This window comes from Tepidiforma sp. (assembly GCF_034432735.1).
Classification (GTDB): Bacteria; Chloroflexota; Dehalococcoidia; order Tepidiformales; family Tepidiformaceae; genus Tepidiforma.
In genome coordinates this window covers 35,200-47,470 of the sequence record NZ_DAOUBJ010000100.1, presented here as the reverse complement: position 1 = coordinate 47,470, position 12,271 = coordinate 35,200, and the positions used below count along the sequence as shown (strand labels likewise).

General features: G+C 67.6%; 15 protein-coding genes and 1 pseudogene. 2 read left to right on the top strand and 14 right to left on the bottom strand.

Translation table 11 applies throughout. The annotated features are described in order from the left end of the window. Positions 1-49: 49 nt before the first annotated feature. From VAE53_RS09550 to VAE53_RS09500, 11 genes and pseudogenes are all read right to left on the bottom strand, one after another. Positions 50-763, bottom strand: a pseudogene (locus VAE53_RS09550) (FHIPEP family type III secretion protein); the annotation flags it as partial. After that, positions 760-1,842 (bottom strand): flagellar biosynthesis protein FlhB, encoded by a 1,083-nt coding sequence (gene flhB, locus VAE53_RS09545; RefSeq protein WP_322819149.1) that lies wholly within the window; start codon positions 1,840-1,842, stop codon positions 760-762. The pseudogene VAE53_RS09550 and the gene flhB, both read right to left, overlap by 4 nt. Beyond that, positions 1,843-2,622, bottom strand: a complete 780-nt coding sequence (gene fliR, locus VAE53_RS09540) for a flagellar biosynthetic protein FliR (protein ID WP_322819148.1) — start codon at positions 2,620-2,622, stop codon at positions 1,843-1,845. Positions 2,623-2,624: 2 nt separating this feature from the next. Beyond that, positions 2,625-2,894, bottom strand: a complete 270-nt coding sequence (gene fliQ / locus VAE53_RS09535) for a flagellar biosynthesis protein FliQ (RefSeq protein ID WP_322819147.1) — start codon at positions 2,892-2,894, stop codon at positions 2,625-2,627. Positions 2,895-2,903: 9 nt separating this feature from the next. Next, positions 2,904-3,689 (bottom strand): flagellar type III secretion system pore protein FliP, encoded by a 786-nt coding sequence (gene fliP / locus VAE53_RS09530; RefSeq protein WP_322819146.1) that lies wholly within the window; start codon positions 3,687-3,689, stop codon positions 2,904-2,906. Between the two features lie 144 nt (positions 3,690-3,833). After that, a complete protein-coding gene (locus VAE53_RS09525; RefSeq protein ID WP_322819145.1) occupies positions 3,834-4,427 on the bottom strand; it encodes a flagellar biosynthetic protein FliO in 594 nt (197 codons plus the stop codon). Further along, a complete protein-coding gene (gene fliN / locus VAE53_RS09520; protein WP_322819144.1) occupies positions 4,424-5,527 on the bottom strand; it encodes a flagellar motor switch protein FliN in 1,104 nt (367 codons plus the stop codon). Before fliN ends, VAE53_RS09525 begins: the two co-directional genes overlap by 4 nt. An 18-nt stretch (positions 5,528-5,545) precedes the next feature. Then, positions 5,546-6,073 (bottom strand): flagellar basal body-associated FliL family protein, encoded by a 528-nt coding sequence (locus tag VAE53_RS09515; protein ID WP_322819143.1) that lies wholly within the window; start codon positions 6,071-6,073, stop codon positions 5,546-5,548. Positions 6,074-6,076: 3 nt separating this feature from the next. Then, complete coding sequence (locus tag VAE53_RS09510) at positions 6,077-6,832, bottom strand: flagellar motor protein MotB (RefSeq protein ID WP_322819142.1); 756 nt, start codon at positions 6,830-6,832, stop codon at positions 6,077-6,079. Further along, positions 6,829-7,626, bottom strand: a complete 798-nt coding sequence (locus VAE53_RS09505; RefSeq protein ID WP_322819141.1) for a flagellar motor protein — start codon at positions 7,624-7,626, stop codon at positions 6,829-6,831. Before VAE53_RS09505 ends, VAE53_RS09510 begins: the two co-directional genes overlap by 4 nt. Next, positions 7,626-7,826 carry a flagellar FlbD family protein gene (locus tag VAE53_RS09500; protein ID WP_322819140.1) on the bottom strand — a complete coding sequence of 67 codons (201 nt, stop codon included), beginning with the start codon at positions 7,824-7,826 and terminating at the stop codon, positions 7,626-7,628. The genes VAE53_RS09505 and VAE53_RS09500 overlap by 1 nt, the downstream gene beginning before the upstream one ends. Positions 7,827-8,003: 177 nt before the next feature. Between VAE53_RS09500 and VAE53_RS09495 the strand changes: the two genes are divergently transcribed. Continuing rightward, positions 8,004-8,327 (top strand): GntR family transcriptional regulator, encoded by a 324-nt coding sequence (locus VAE53_RS09495; RefSeq protein ID WP_322819139.1) that lies wholly within the window; start codon positions 8,004-8,006, stop codon positions 8,325-8,327. A gap of 21 nt (positions 8,328-8,348) precedes the next feature. Here the strand turns inward: VAE53_RS09495 and VAE53_RS09490 are convergent, their stop codons facing one another. Continuing rightward, positions 8,349-9,239 (bottom strand): PAC2 family protein, encoded by an 891-nt coding sequence (locus tag VAE53_RS09490; RefSeq protein WP_322819138.1) that lies wholly within the window; start codon positions 9,237-9,239, stop codon positions 8,349-8,351. Between the two features lie 24 nt (positions 9,240-9,263). Next, complete coding sequence (locus VAE53_RS09485) at positions 9,264-9,644, bottom strand: hypothetical protein (RefSeq protein ID WP_322819137.1); 381 nt, start codon at positions 9,642-9,644, stop codon at positions 9,264-9,266. A gap of 110 nt (positions 9,645-9,754) precedes the next feature. Here VAE53_RS09485 and VAE53_RS09480 point away from each other — a divergent pair, with 110 nt between their 5' ends. After that, a complete protein-coding gene (locus VAE53_RS09480; protein ID WP_322819136.1) occupies positions 9,755-10,978 on the top strand; it encodes a GNAT family N-acetyltransferase in 1,224 nt (407 codons plus the stop codon). Positions 10,979-10,981: 3 nt separating this feature from the next. Here VAE53_RS09480 and VAE53_RS09475 read toward each other — a convergent pair whose 3' ends face one another. Further along, positions 10,982-12,250 (bottom strand): pitrilysin family protein, encoded by a 1,269-nt coding sequence (locus VAE53_RS09475; RefSeq protein ID WP_322819135.1) that lies wholly within the window; start codon positions 12,248-12,250, stop codon positions 10,982-10,984. Positions 12,251-12,271: the final 21 nt, after the last annotated feature.

Genomic DNA, 12,271 nt, shown 5'->3' with positions numbered 1-12,271 from the left:
GGCCCCGCCGAAGGCCTCGACCTCTACGCCAAGCTCACGTGAGCTTGGCGTAGAGGTCGAGGCCTTCGGCGGGGCCGACGCCCTGCTGGAGGATGCCGATGGAAAGCCCGCCGACGATGTTGACGAGGATGATGACGATTCCTGCGATGGCATCGCCTTTGACGAATTTGGAGGCGCCATCCATGGCGCCGTAGAAGTCGGCTTCTTGGCCGATGGCTTTGCGCCGCTCGCGGGCTTGTTCTTCGTTGATGAGCCCGGCGTTGAGGTCGGCATCGATGGCCATCTGTTTGCCGGGCATGGCGTCGAGGGTGAAGCGGGCGGCGACTTCGGCGACGCGGCCGGCTCCGTTGGTGATGACGACGAATTGGATGACGACGAGGATGAGGAAGACGACGAGTCCGACGACGAGGTTGCCGCCGACGACGAAGCTGCCGAAGGAGTGGACGACCTGGCCGGCATCGCCGTGCAGGAGGATGAGGCGGGAGGTGGAGACGTTGAGGGCGAGGCGGTAGAGGGTGGTAATGAGGAGGAGGGAGGGGAAGACGGAGAATTTGAGCGGCTCTTCGGTGTAGATGGCGACGAGGAGGATGACGACGGAGACGGCGAGGTTGATGGTGAGGAGGACATCGAGCAGGGGGGCGGGGAGGGGGATGATCATCATCCCGACGATGGTGATGATGCCGGCTGCGAGGAGGATGTCGGTCTGGCCGAGGAGGCGGCCGAGGCCGGCGGTGGCCGGGCGGGGTTGGGCCTGGACGGTCATCGGGGGGCTCCGGCGGGTGGTGGGGTGCGTTGGCCGGCGCGGCTGCGCAGGGCGTAGACCCAGGCGAGGACTTCGGCGACGGCGTGGAAGAGGTTGGCGGGGATGTAGTGCCCGACTTGGACGCTGGCGTGGAGGGCGCGGGCGAGCGGTGGTTCCTGGAGGACGGGGACGCCGGCTTCGCGGGCGACGTCGCGGATGCGGAGGGCGAGGTAATCCTGCCCTTTGGCGACGACCATGGGGGCTGGCATGGAGACGGCGTCGTACTTGAGGGCGACGGCGTAATGGGTGGGGTTGGTGACGACAACGTCGGCGGTTTTGACGGCGGCGATCATGCGGTTGAGGAGTTGCTGGCGCCGGCGCCGGATGGCGGCTTTGATGTGGGGGTCGCCGTCGGTTTCTTTGAGCTCTTGCTGGACTTCGTGTTTGGTCATGCGGAGCCGCTTGAGGTGCTGGCGCCGCTGCCAGGCGTAATCGGCGAGGGCGAGGACGAAGAGGACGGCGGCCGCGCGGAAGGCGATGTCGAAGCCGAGGCCGGCGAGGCGGGCGGTGGCGTGGCCGGGGCTGAGGGCGGCGAGCTCGGCGAGGGCGGCGAGCTGGCTGCGGAGGGTGAATCCGACGACGAGGGCGACGATGATGAATTTGAGGAGGGATTTGGCGAGCCGGAAGAGGCCTTCGAAGGAGAAGATCCGTTTGAGGCCGGCGGCGGGGTTGATGCGGGAGAGCTGGGGCTTGAGGCGTTGGCCGGCGAGGAGGGGGCCGGTCTGGGCGAGGTTGAGGGCGATGGCGGAGAGGGCGACGACGGCGAGGAGGGGGAGGAGGGCGCGGACGAGCTGCCAGGCAGTCTGGCGGCCGAGTTGCTGGGCAGACTCGGGGGTGAGCTGGGGCACGGGCTGGGCGAGGCCCTGGACGAGGATGGCGGCCATGTTCTCCCAGAGTTGGGGGCCGAGCATGCGCAGGGAGAGGATGGCGAGGAGGAGGACGCCGATGGAGACGACTTCGTCGCTGTGGGCGACTTCGCCTTTTTGGCGGGCGTCGCGGAGGCGCTTGGGGGTCGGGGCTTCGGTGCGCTCGCCGGCCATCTAGCTGGCACCTCCGAGGAGGACGCGGGTGGAGCCGGTGAGCGAGGCGCCGAAGACGGCGTTCATGAGCTGCATGGCGACGGGGAGGGAGGCGCCGAGGACGAGGAGGCCGATGCCGATCTTGATGGGGGCGCCGACGATGAGGATCTGCACCTGTGGGACGGTGCGGGCAACGATGCCCATGCCGACATCGGTGAGGAGGAGGGCGGCCATGATGGGCATGGCGATGCGAAGGGCGGTGACGGTGAGGCCGGCGACGAGGGCGGTGATGCCGGAGGGGGTGATGGCGAAGGGGTCGAAGGTGCCGGGGGGCACGGCCTGGAGGGTTTCGGCGAGGGCTTGGACGACGAGGTGGTGGCCGTCGATGGCGAAGAAGACGAGGGTGACGAGGAGGGAGTAGAACTGGTCGAAGACGCCGAATTCGGTGCCGGTGATGGGGTCGAAGACGGCGCCGAGGCCGAAGCCGACTTGAAGGCCGATGATGCGGGATGCCATCTGGAGGCCGATGAGGACGATGTTCATGGAGAGGCCGAGGCCGAGGCCGAAGAGGGCTTCGCGGAGGACGTCATCGACGAGGCGGCCGAGGGTTTCGGGGGCTCGGCCGCTCGGGAGTGGGGTGATGGGGGTGAGGACGAGGGCGGTGAAGACGGCGAAGCCGATCTTGGCCTGGGCGGGGATGCCGCGGTGGGAGAGGAGGGGCGAGGCGACGAGCATGGAGGCGGTGCGGATGAGGATGAGGAGGAAGGTGTAGGTGGCCTCGGGGGAGAGGTCGATGGTCATGGTCAGCGCCCGTAGGTGGCCATGTTGGCGAGGATGCCGGCGGAGAAATCGAGGAGGGTGGCCATCATCCACGGGCCGAAGATGAGCAGGGCGACGAAGACGGCGATGAGTTTGGGGACGAAGGTGAGGGTGGCTTCGTTGACTTGGGTGGCGGCCTGGACGATGGAGACGACGATGCCGACGACGAGGGTGGTGCCGAGGACGGGGGCGCCGATGAGCATCCCGACGGTGAGGGCTTCGCGCATAAGGGCGAGGATGACGCCTTCGTTCATGGGTGCCTCCTAGGCGAAGCTCCCGACGAGGGAGCCGACGATGAGATACCAGCCATCGACGAGGACGAAGAGGAGGATTTTGAAGGGGAGGGAGACGATGACGGGGGGGAGCATCATCATGCCCATGCTGAGGAGGGCGGAGGAGATGACGAGGTCGATGATGAGGAAGGGGACGAACATGACGAAGCCCATCTGGAAGGCGGTCTTGAGTTCGCTGATGGTGAAGGCGGGGACGAGGACGTAGGTGGGGACGTCGTCGGGTGAGGTGGGTTTGGGGCTGCCGGAGAGTTCGAGGAAGAGGGCGAGGTCCTGTTCGCGAGTCTGGCGGAGCATGAATTCGCGGAGGGGGCGTTCGCCGCGCTCGAACGCTTCTTGCTGGCTGATGGTGCCGGCGAGGTACGGCTGGACGGCCTCTTGGTTGATGGTTTTGATGGCGGGCGCCATGACGAAGGCGGTGAGGAAGAGGGAGAGGCCGATGAGGACTTGATTGGGTGGTAGCTGGGGGATGCCGATGGCGTTTCGGACGAGGGAGAGGACGACGATGATGCGGGTGAAGGAGGTGACCATCACGAGGATGGCGGGGGCGAGGGAGAGGACGGTGATGAGGACGAGGAGTTGGATGGCTGCGGTGACGTTGTTCGGGTTTTGGGCGAGGGTGGCGGGGTCTTGGGGGGCTGGGGGCTGGGCGGTGGTGGTCTGTTGGACGCAGCTGGTGAGGAGGACGAGCGCGAGGCCGAGCGAGGCGGAAGGGAGGAGGATGCGCCGACGGCGCCGATGGGTTTGGCGGTTGGCCACGTTGGCTCCCGTGAATCGATGGTGAGGCGAGCGTATCGATTGGTGGGGGCGGCCTGTATCCGGAGAATCCCACCGGGTGCGGGGGGAATCCTCACGGCGGGGGCGGGCGAAACCCTGATCCGGGGGGTGGGAAAACGCGAAGGCTCAGTCGCGTGGCTGGATGCCGATGGCCGGCTCTGGGGGCGGGGTGGGTCGCCGCTCGTGGCGGCGGAGGGATTCGATGAGCTGGGCGGCGAATTCGCCGAGGGGGAGCGGTTCGGATTGGGCTCGGGCGAGGGTGAGGATGTGGGCGGCTTCTTCGGGGGTGAGCGTTTCGAGCATGGTGATCTGCTGCTGGGTGGCGCCGATGGCGATGACGCGCTCGCCGAGGGCGAGGAGGTGGATGGTGCGGTTGCTGCCGATGGGGAGGGTATCGACGACGCGGAGGAATCCGGTGGTGCTGCGTGGGGCGGCGATGCGACGGGCCCACCACCGGAGGACGACGATGGAGCCGGCGATGACGATGACGACGAGGCCGAGGCGCCAGCCGAGGGAGGCGAGGTCGCCGGGGCCGAGGGAGAAGCCGTTTTGGGGGGGCTCGGCTGCGGGCTGCTCGGTGGTGTTCTGGGGGACGAGGGTGGGCAAGGGGGGATCGTGGCGAGCGGGTGCGGCGATGGAGATGAAGAGGACGGCGACGAGGAGTGCGCCGCCGATGGCGAGGAGCCAGGTGAGCCTCCGCCGGGCGGCTGGGTCGTTCATGCGACGGGCTCGGGCTCTTCGACTTCTTGGCCGCGCCGGATGACTTCGACGACGCGGATGCCGAAGTTTTCGTCGACGACGACGACTTCGCCGCGGGCGACGAGGCGGTCGTTGACGAGGATGTCGACGGGTTCGCCGGCGATGCGGTCGAGTTCGATGACGGAGCCGGGGCCGAGGCCGAGGACTTCGGCGACGGTGAGCTTGGTGCGGCCGAGTTCGACGGTGACGTTCATTTCGAGGCCAGCGAGGAGCTCGATGCCGGCGGTGTGCTCGCGGGAACCGGGGTCGGGCAGGGGGGTGAATCGGGCGCGCTGGGCGGTGATGGGTGGCTGTTGTTTGGCTGGGGATGGGGTGTGGGATGCCGTGGGGCGCGATGTCTGGGGTTCGTTCGGGGTAGTTGTCATGGTGGCCTCGAGGCGGCTGAGTCCTTCATCGAGGAGTTCGGCAGCTTCGAGGTCTTCCTGAGTGATCAGGGGGGTATCGGTTTCGAGGGGGGAGCTGGCGGTGGGCGCCTGGAAGGCGCTGGCCATGGCGCCGGCGACGATGTCGAGGAAGGTGCCGGGGAGGACGAGGGTGAGGGGGAGTTCGCGGGCGATTGCGATGGTGGCGGTGAGGTAGAGGCAGGCGTCCTCGAGGGCGGCGAGGGTTTGGCCCATGGTGTTGGCGGTGATGTCGTCGAAGGAGAGGATGAGGCCGTTGGAGGAGGCGGTGAAGACGTTCTGGTTGAGTGCCTGGACGATCTGGCCGAGGAAGGTGGAGGCGACGACGAGGGTTTGCTGTTCTTGGTCTTCGGGGTTGTCGGCCTCGGTCTGGAGGTAGGCGGCGGCTGCTGCGGTCGGGAGGACGAGGTAGGCGGTGGCGGCCTGGTCGTTGTCGGTGGTGAGTTCGATGGGAACGGCGAGGTGGGGGTCGCCGAATGCGCTGGCGATCTCTTCGGCCATGACGAGGCGGGCTTCGCCGAGGGTGACGGTGGGCGGGGCGCCCTGGATGGTTTGGAGGGCGCGGGCGGTGGTCTCCCATGCGCGCTGGCCGACTGTTTGGAGGGTGGCGGCTTGCTGGTGCGAGAGCAGCTGGGCGAGGACGTCGACTGGGTCGGCCATGGGGGTGCTCCTGCTGGCTTATTGGACGATGAAGGTTTCGAAGTAGATGTGTTCGACTTTGTCGCCGTGGAGGTGGTGGTTGATGGCTTCGATGAGTTCGGCTTTGAGTTTTTCTTTGCCTTCGACGGTGGAGACTTCTTCGGCGGTGTGGGAGCCGATGACGTTGGCGATGGCGTCGAGGATTTTGTGCATTTCGGGTTCGAGGTGGTGGGCGAACTCGGCGTTCTTGGCGGCGAGCTGGTCGGTGGTGAGGCCGACCCACGGAGGGGTTTGTGGGCCGAATTCGAGGGCCATGACGAGTTTGACGTAGCGCTGGGTTGTGCCCGAGGGCGCGAGGTTGAGGACGATGCCGTCGGGGGCGTTGGTTTTGCTATGGCCGCCGGAGGCTTTGCCGATGAAGACGGTGGGGCGGGGGGCGGCGTCGATCTGTTCTTGGGTGTAGACGGGCGGTGGTTTGGGGTCCATGTAGTTGGGCTTGATGTAGAACCAGAAGGCTGCGACGAAGAGGACGGCACCGCCGGCGAGGATTTTTTTGTCTTTGAACATGGCCTAGTCCTTTTTGTTGCCTGCGAGCGCTTTTTGGAGGTCTTGGAGGGTGGGGTAGAGGATGACGATATCGGCGCGGCGGTTGAGGGCGCGGCCTTCGGGGGTATCGTTGGCTGCGAGGGGCCGGGTATCGGCGTAGCCAGCGGCGTAGAGTTTTGCGGGCTGGAGGCCGCCCTGTTCGACGAGGACGCGGAGGACGCGGGTGGCGCGGGCGGTGGAGAGCTCCCAGTTGGTGGGGTATTCGGGGGTGTTGGGGGGGATGTTGTCGGTGTGGCCTTCGATGCGGAGCTGGTTGGGGAGGCCGCGGAGGGCATCGGCGACTTGGAGGAGGACGTCGACGCTGCCGGGGCGGAGCTCGGCGCTGCCAGGGTCGAAGAGGAGGTTATCGGCGAGGGAGATGGTGATGGAGGTGGCATCGGAGCGGAGCTGGATTTTGCCCTCGAGGCCGTTCGCGGCGGCGAATTGGGAGAGGGTTTGGTTGAGGCCTTCGAAGGTGTTGGAGCGGATGTCGTTGAGGCTGGGGGTGAGGCCGCCGCCCTGGTTGAGGACGGCCGACGAGCCGTTGGAGCCTTGGAGGACGCCGATGGAGAAGGCCTGTTCGATGGAGACGCGGACGGACTGGAGTTTTTGAGGGTTGGCGTCGCTGGTGGCGTAGAGGACGACGAAGAGGGCGAAGAGGAGCGTCACCATGTCGGCGTAGGAGACGATCCATCGTTCGTGGTTTTCGGGTTTTTCGGCTTCGGGGGCTTTGCGGCTCATGCGGCCTCCTTGCGGGCCTCGGCGTGGTCGGCCTTTTTGCCGCGGGCGGAGGGCTGGAGGAAGCCTTCGAGTTTTTCGCGCACGATGCGTGGGTTGTCGCCGGCTTGGATGGACATGAGGCCTTCGATGACGACGTCGAGGGCGTGGAGCTCGTGTTTGGAGTTGTTCTTGAGTTTGTTCGCGAGGGGGAGCCAGAGGACGTTGGCGGTGAAGACGCCGTAGAAGGTGGCGACGAAGGCGGTGGCGATGCCGGGGCCGATGTGGTCGGGCTCGTCGAGGTGGGACATGACGCCCATGAGGCCCATGACGGCGCCGAGGACGCCGATGGTGGGCGCGATGCCGCCCATGAATTCGAGGGCGGCGAAGTTGCCTTCGTGGCGGTGTTTCATGGATTCCCGCTCGATCTCCATGATTTCGCGGAGGAGTTCGGGGTCGGTGCCGTCGATCATGAGCTGGACGCCCTTGCGGGTGAACGGGTCGTGGATTTTTTCGACGTCGGCTTCGAGGGCGAGGAGGCCTTCGCGGCGGGCTTTGTCGGCCATCTGGACGAAGAGTTCGACGGTCTCGGCGGAGTCGTGGCTGGAGCTGCCGAAGAAGGCTTTGAGGATGAATTTGGGAAGGCCGACGATGACGGAGAGGGGCTGGGAGATCATGACGGCGCCGAAGGAGCCGAGGACGACGATGAAGAAGCCTGGGAGGTTGATGAGCTTCATCGGGTCGCCGCCTTCGAGGATGTTGCCGCCGATGATGCCGATGACGGCGACAGCGAGGCCGATGACCGTCGCGAGGTCCATCAGGCGCTCCTTCGGATGGCGCCGATGCTCTTCCGGCGGAACTCAGCGATGCGCTCGATGATGGTGTCGGGCGATTCCTGGCAGACGTAGCGGTGGCCGTTGGTGAGGGTGATGTGGGTATCGTGGGAGGCTTCGAGGACCTCGAAGAGGTCGGGGTTGAGGTAGAACTCGGTGCCATCGATGCGGGTGAGTTTGATCATGGCGATGCCCCGAGGCGTGGGTGCTTCCAGGGTAGGGGGGCGGGGTAGCGGTCGGGATTGGGGGAAGACCCTGAGGGGCGGTGGGAGGGTGCTGAGGTTGGGCGGGTGATTCCCTGATGGCAGGCTGGCGGCCGGGGTTGGGGGGTACGGTGGCGGCGATGGGGTATGCTTGGGTGTATGGCGACGCGGAACCCACGGAAGACGAAGGCGGAGCTGGTGTACGAGGCGCTGCAGGCGGCAATCCTTTCTGGGCACATCCGGGAGGGGGAGCACCTTCGGCAGGAGGAGGTCGCTGCGCGCTGGGGGGTGAGCCAGACGCCGGTTCGGGAGGCGTTTCGGCGGCTGGAGAGCGAGGGGTTGGTGGAGCACGCTCCGAATCGGGGGGTTATCGTTCGCGGGCTGCCTTGGACGCCGCCGCCGGCGCCGCTGGATGTGATTCGCCGGCGATGGGACGAGCTGGTGCGCGACCCGGAGAGTATTCCGGGGAGCGATTTCCCGTAGTGGGTGTGGGCGAGCAGGCCGCTAGCGGTCGCCGCTGCCGCGGAGGAAGTCTTCGACGTCTTTGAGGATGTCGTCGGCGGAGGGGAGCTCGCTGCGGCCTGGTTGTTCGTCGCTGGTGCCTTCGTCGTCGAGGTCGTCTTCGTACTGGGCTTCGAGGGTGCGGACGTAGGTGCCGACTTGGTCGTCGCCGCTGGAGGCGTCGTTGACGCGTTCGACGAAGGCGTGCGCGCGCTGTTCGAGGTCGCCCTCGGGGATGGGGAAGCCGAGGATCGGCTGGAGGGCGCGGAGGAGGGCGAGGGTGGCTGGGGGGTTTTCGTCGATGCTGAGGTAGTGGGGGACGCCGGCGGCGAGGCTGACGAGGTCGAGGCCTTGGCGGCGGAGGACGTCGTGGATGACGCCGACGATGCCGGTCGGGCCTTGGTAGAGGGAGCGGCCGAGGCCGTAGCGGGCGGCGAGGCGTGGGTCGGCGCTGGAGCCGGTGACGGGAATGGGGCGGGTGTGGGGCGTGGCGGCGGGGCGCGCGACGAGGGTGCAGACGAGGAAGGGCCGGAGGGGGACGATGGCTTCGGCGAGGCGGCTAGCGAAGGTACGCCAGCGGAGGTTCGGTTCGATGCCGCGGATGACGACGAGGTCGTGGTCGCCGTTCTCGGTACGGACGGCGAAGGCGGCGTTTTCGGGCCAATGCAGGCGTCGGATGCCGGTTTCGTCGATGGAGACGGTGGGGCGGGTGTCGGTGAAGACGTAGTAGTCTTCGGGGTCGACCTGGAGGAACTGTTGTCCACCGAGGACATCGACGATGTGGTTGGCGGCATCGGTGGTGACGGTGCCGGTGTCGCTCCAACCGGTGAAGGCGAGGATGACGATGGGGGAACGGAGGGGCGGTTCGATCGGGGAGAGGGTAAAGCCGTCCACGGCCCCATTGTACCTGCCCGCTCGCTAGGGGCCCGGGGAGACGATGGCGATGCCGCCGCCGACGTGGATGGTGGTGGGGATATCGTGGGGGGCGCCGAGGGTGAGAATCCATCCGTGGGTGAGGGCCTGGGCGCAGACGGCGCCGGGTGGGGCGAGCCCGAGGCAGGTGCTGGGCCAGGTGGCGGGGCTGGCAGCGAGGATGGTGGGTGGAGCGTCGGTTGGCTGGGCTTGGAGGGCGAGGTGGAGGATTTCGGGCGGGGGTGTGGCCGGGGTGGGTGCGGTGGGTGGGGAGGCGGTGGGGGAAGGGGGCCCGTGGCGGGCGGGTTGGGCCTGGGCTCCTGCCAGGGTGAGGGCGGGGAGGGTGAGCATGGCGAGCCAGCGAGCGGCGCGCGGGAATCGGGACATGGTGGGGTGGAAGACGTTCGGGGTGGTGTCCGAGGTTCCGGATGGGCTCTGACGGGCGGTGACTGCGTCTGGGGGGAGGGGTACAGTGGGGGTTCGCGAAGGAGGCCACAATGGGTTTCGAGGTTCGAACGCCGGCGGAGGAGGAGTTCGAGGCGTTCCTTGGGGTGAATGCCACGGCTTTCGGTCATCAGGCGGAACCGGGTCGCCGGGAGCGGGCGGCGCGCATCGCGGAGCGAGAGCGGCAGCTCTCGGCGTGGGAGGACGGGCTTTGTGTGGGTTCGGCTGGGGTGTTCACGTTCGAGATGTCGGTGCCGGGCGGTTCGCTCCCGTGTGCGGGGGTGACGTGGGTGGGGGTGCTTCCGACGCACCGGCGCCGGGGGGTGTTGACGGCGCTGATGACGGAGCAGCTCCGGCGGATCCGCGAGCGGGGCGAGGCGATCGCGGCGCTCTGGGCATCGGAGGCGCCGATCTATGGTCGCTTCGGCTATGGGTTGGCGACGGAACAGTGGGTGAGCGTGGCGATCGATCGGGTGCATGCGCGGTTGCGGAGCCACCCGGGGGCGCGCGGGCGCCCGCGTCTGGTGAGCAGGGAGGAGGCGCTCGGGGCGTGGCCGGCGGTCTGGGAGGCGGTACGGGGACAGCGGGCGGGGCTGCATTCACGGTCGGCGGCCTGGTGGGAGGAGCATGCGTTGCCGGCGGAGGAACGGGTGGGGCCGGACTGGAGCCGATCGTTTTTCGTGAGCTTGGTGGAGGGCGGAACGACGATCGGCTATGTGCGCTATCGGGTCCGGCGTGGGGAAGCAGCGGGGCTCCCGGCTGGGGAGGTGGAGGTGGTGGAGCTGGCGGGGGTGGACGGTGGCGCGGAGGCGGCGCTCTGGGAGTTCGTCTTCGGGGTGGACTTGGTGCAGCGGGTGAGGGCATCGATGCGGCCGTTGGACGATGCGCTCCTTTGGTTGCTGGATGACGCGCGTCGGCTGGAGCGGCGCCCGGTGGATGCGCTCTGGTGCCGGGTGATGGATGTGGCGGGGGCGCTGGAGGGGCGAAGGTTCGCGGCGGAGGGGGGGCTGGTGTTGGAGGTATGCGATGATTTTGGGGGCTATGCGGCGGGGCGTTTCGTGATCGAGGGCGGCCCCGAGGGTGCGCGCTGCCGCCCGACGACGGAGTCGGCGGAGGTGACGCTCGGAGCGGAGGAGCTGGGGGCGCTGTACTTCGGGCAGGCGAGCGCGTTGGCGCTCTGGCGGGCGGGGCGGATCGAGGCGGACGAGGGGACGGTGCGACGGCTGGGGCGTTTGTTCCGTTGGACGCCCGAGCCGTGGTCGCCGGAGATTTGGTAGCGGTTAGCCGAGGGCGGCTTCGATCTCGGCTTCGTCGAGGTCGGGCCCGACGACGGCGGCGTGGAGCTTGGCGCGGTCGAAGATGCGGGCGGCGACGCGCTGGATGTCGTCTGCGGTGACGGCTTCGATGGCGGCGACGACTTCGTCGATGGTTTCGACGCGGCCTTTGGTGAGGAGGAGCTCGCCGTTGCGCTGGCCGATGGCGTAGGCGGTCTCGAGGGAGAGGCGGAAGCGGCCGATGTTGTGGTCTTTGGCTTTGCGGAGTTCGTCGGGTGGGACGGGCTCTGCGACGAGGCGGTCGGCTTCGGCGAGGCAGACTTGGATGGTTTCGCGGAGGCGGTCGCGGTTGACGCCGGCGGAGATGGTGAAGACGCCGGCGTCGGCGAGGTAGCCGTAGCCGGAGGAGACGGAGTAGGCGAGGCCGCGGCGCTCGCGGACTTCGAGGAAGAGGCGGGATGACATGCCTGCGCCGAGGACGTCGTTGAGGATGCGGCGGATGTAGCGGTCGGGGTCGTCGCGGCCGAAGATGGGGAGCCCGAGGTAGAGGGTGCATTGGTCGATGGGGCGGGATTCGGCGACGACACGGGGGCCGGTGATGGTGGGGTCGTAGGGCTGGACGGGTGGGATGGGGCCTGGCTCCATGCAGCCGAGGAGGGGGATGGCGAATTCGAGGACGCGTTCGTGGGTGACGTTGCCGGCGACGGAGAGGACGATGTTGCCTGGTTTGTACCACTCGCGGATGTGGCCGATGAAGTCTTCCCGTTTCCAGGTAGCGACGAGTTCGACCGTTCCGCCGACGTCCCAACCGGCGGGTTGGGGGCCATAGACGGCCTGGCCGATGAGCCTGGCTGCCCAGGCGGCGGGGTTGTCGTGGTTGCGCTTGAGTTCTTGTTGGACGACGGGGCATTCCCGCTGGATTTCTTCTTCTTCGAGCTTGGAGTGGAGGAGCATGTCGGCGGCGACATCGATGGCGACGGGGAAGCGGTCGAAGGGGACGATGTTCCAGTAGCAGGTGAATTCTTTGTTGGTGTAGGCGTTGAGGGTGCCGCCGGCGCCTTCGATTTCCTGGGCGATGTGGATGGCGGTGGGACGCTTTTCGGTGCCTTTGAAGACCATGTGCTCGAGGAAGTGGGTGATGCCGTTGAGGTGGCGGGGCTCGGAGCGGGAGCCGACGCCGACGAAGAGGTTGACGGAGACGGCCTGGGTGGCGGGCATGTGGGCCGTGATGATGCGGAGGCCGTTGGGGAGCGTCGTGATTTGGTAGTCGGACATGTTCGCCCTCCACGCGGGTGA

Coding starts and splice junctions, on each gene's coding strand:
- flhB (WP_322819149.1), bottom strand. CDS start 1,842: ATGGCCGGCGAGCGCACCGAAGCCCCGACCCCCAAGCGCCTCCGCGAC.
- fliR (WP_322819148.1), bottom strand. CDS start 2,622: ATGACCATCGACCTCTCCCCCGAGGCCACCTACACCTTCCTCCTCATC.
- fliQ (WP_322819147.1), bottom strand. CDS start 2,894: ATGAACGAAGGCGTCATCCTCGCCCTTATGCGCGAAGCCCTCACCGTC.
- VAE53_RS09525 (WP_322819145.1), bottom strand. CDS start 4,427: ATGAACGACCCAGCCGCCCGGCGGAGGCTCACCTGGCTCCTCGCCATC.
- fliN (WP_322819144.1), bottom strand. CDS start 5,527: ATGGCCGACCCAGTCGACGTCCTCGCCCAGCTGCTCTCGCACCAGCAA.
- VAE53_RS09515 (WP_322819143.1), bottom strand. CDS start 6,073: ATGTTCAAAGACAAAAAAATCCTCGCCGGCGGTGCCGTCCTCTTCGTC.
- VAE53_RS09510 (WP_322819142.1), bottom strand. CDS start 6,832: ATGAGCCGCAAAGCCCCCGAAGCCGAAAAACCCGAAAACCACGAACGA.
- VAE53_RS09505 (WP_322819141.1), bottom strand. CDS start 7,626: ATGGACCTCGCGACGGTCATCGGCCTCGCTGTCGCCGTCATCGGCATC.
- VAE53_RS09500 (WP_322819140.1), bottom strand. CDS start 7,826: ATGATCAAACTCACCCGCATCGATGGCACCGAGTTCTACCTCAACCCC.
- VAE53_RS09495 (WP_322819139.1), top strand. CDS start 8,004: ATGGCGACGCGGAACCCACGGAAGACGAAGGCGGAGCTGGTGTACGAG.
- VAE53_RS09485 (WP_322819137.1), bottom strand. CDS start 9,644: ATGTCCCGATTCCCGCGCGCCGCTCGCTGGCTCGCCATGCTCACCCTC.
- VAE53_RS09480 (WP_322819136.1), top strand. CDS start 9,755: ATGGGTTTCGAGGTTCGAACGCCGGCGGAGGAGGAGTTCGAGGCGTTC.
- VAE53_RS09475 (WP_322819135.1), bottom strand. CDS start 12,250: ATGTCCGACTACCAAATCACGACGCTCCCCAACGGCCTCCGCATCATC.